Below are 1,857 nucleotides of genomic sequence, written 5' to 3'. Positions count from 1 at the left end.
CGTCGGTCGGCGCGGCGTCCGCCGGCACGGGCACCTCGGACGCGACCGCGTCGGCCTGCCCGCCCTGGGCCGGTTCGGCCGCAGGCGTGCCGACCGGCTCGACCGGCGGCGGCGGAATCCTGGGAATCTCGCCGTTCTCGACGACGACCGCGGGCTGCGGCTGCCGATCGGGCTCGGCGCTGGGCGTGCTCTGGAGGCCGTGCATGGCGGTGCTTTCCTCGGACGTACGGGGAACGGACGGGCCGGCGGCGGCCGATCCGGCCTCGATCGGGCCGGCGGGCGGCACGGTCGAGGTCGACTCCGCGACGGGCTCGGGGGCCGTCGCGGGCGCCTGCTGCTCGGCGGTCGACGGGGCGGGGATCTCCTCGGCGAGGAGCTCCGCCGCGATGGACTGCGTGGTCGGTCCGGTCGGGACGGCGACGGCGGGCGCCGCGTTCCCGAGCGGGGCCGAGGCGGCCTCGGCCGACGCGTCGTTCGCTGCGGCGACGGGTGTCGCCTCGGCGGGTGCGTCACCCGTTTCGACCACGACCGGCGCGCCGTCGGCGACCGACTCGTGGCCGGAGCCACTCGCGACCGGCTGCTCCGCAGGCGCCGCGACCGGGACGGCCTCGGCAGCGGGTTGCGCGCCGCCCGCCTGCTCGGCACCGGGCGCGGGCGGCTCGGCCGAGGTCGGACCGGCCCCGTCCGGAACGGCCGATCCGGGTTGCTCGACGGGCGCGGCCGGGGCGGGCTGCTCGGCCGGCGTAACCGGCGCGGCCTGCTCGGCGGGGGCTTGCTCCGCAGGCGCGGTCGGGGTGGTCACCACCGGCGGCACGGGCTGTGCCGCGGGTGCCGGTTGCGCGGCCGACTCGGTCTGCGCTGCCGACTCGGTCTGCCCGGTCTGCCCGGTCTGTTCAATCTGCCCGGTCGACTGCGGCGGCGTGGCCGAAGCCGCCCGCGCGGTCGGTGCGGCCGGCTCGGTGAACGGCGCAGCCGCGGCCGGCTCCGCCGCTCCGGTGGGCGCACTCGGCGCCGCCGGCGCCACATCCTGCTCCGAAACCACTGCCGTCGCCGTCCCGCCTTCCGCGGACACCTCGGTCACCACGCCCTCCGGCGCGACCACCACGACCGCAACGGGCTCGGCCTGCGGTCCGGTTGCCGGCCCGGCCGGCTGTACATGGCGTACGCCGGCCACAACCGGCGCGGTGTTCGAACTCTCGGACGACCCATCGGCCGCAACGGGCTCCGCCGGTGCGGGCGGCGTAACCGGCATATCCTCCACCGGCGCCTCCGCCACCGCCGGACCCACGTTCGCCGCCGCCACAACCGGCGACCCGACCGCACCGGCGACGGGCGCGACCGGCTCGGCCGCCGGCGCTGTGACCGCGGCCTCCTCGGCGAGCTGTGCGGTCACCGGCTCGGGCGGTGGAACCGGGCCGATCGGCGTGCCGGCGGGAATCGCCGCGTGCGCACCCGAATCGGCCGGCACCGAGCCGGTCTCGGGCTTGCGTCGCCGGCTTCCGGTGCCTTCCGGTACGACGGGCGCGACCGGCGGCGACTGCCCGGCCGGCACCGACGGCGCGGGGTTCTCCTGCTGTTCCACGGCGGGCGGCACGGATTCGACCGTGTCCTCGGTCACGTCCGGGCCGGCCTCGACCCGGACCGGCTCCGACGCGACGCCGACGGGCGGTTCGGACCCGGGCTCTGCCGCGGGCACGGCCGCAACCGCGACCGCCTGCGCTGCCGCGTCGGCCGCGGCAGCTTCGGCCACGCCCGGCGCCGCAACGGCCGCCTCCGCGCCACCGACCAGGTCAACCTGTCCCTCGACGGTCACGCCGCCCTCGGCCGTTTCCTGGGCTACCACATCAACAACATCGG

At 78.1% G+C, this 1,857-nt stretch carries 1 pseudogene; it reads right to left on the bottom strand.

The annotated features are described in order from the left end of the window. Positions 1-1,843 (bottom strand): annotated as a pseudogene (locus tag ABZS54_RS42840) (hypothetical protein); the annotation flags it as partial. Positions 1,844-1,857: the final 14 nt, after the last annotated feature.

It is taken from the genome of Embleya sp. NPDC005575 (genome assembly GCF_040605455.1).
Classification (GTDB): domain Bacteria; phylum Actinomycetota; class Actinomycetes; order Streptomycetales; family Streptomycetaceae; genus Embleya.
Note: the sequence above shows the minus strand (reverse complement) of the source record. Positions and strands in the feature narration are given on the sequence as shown.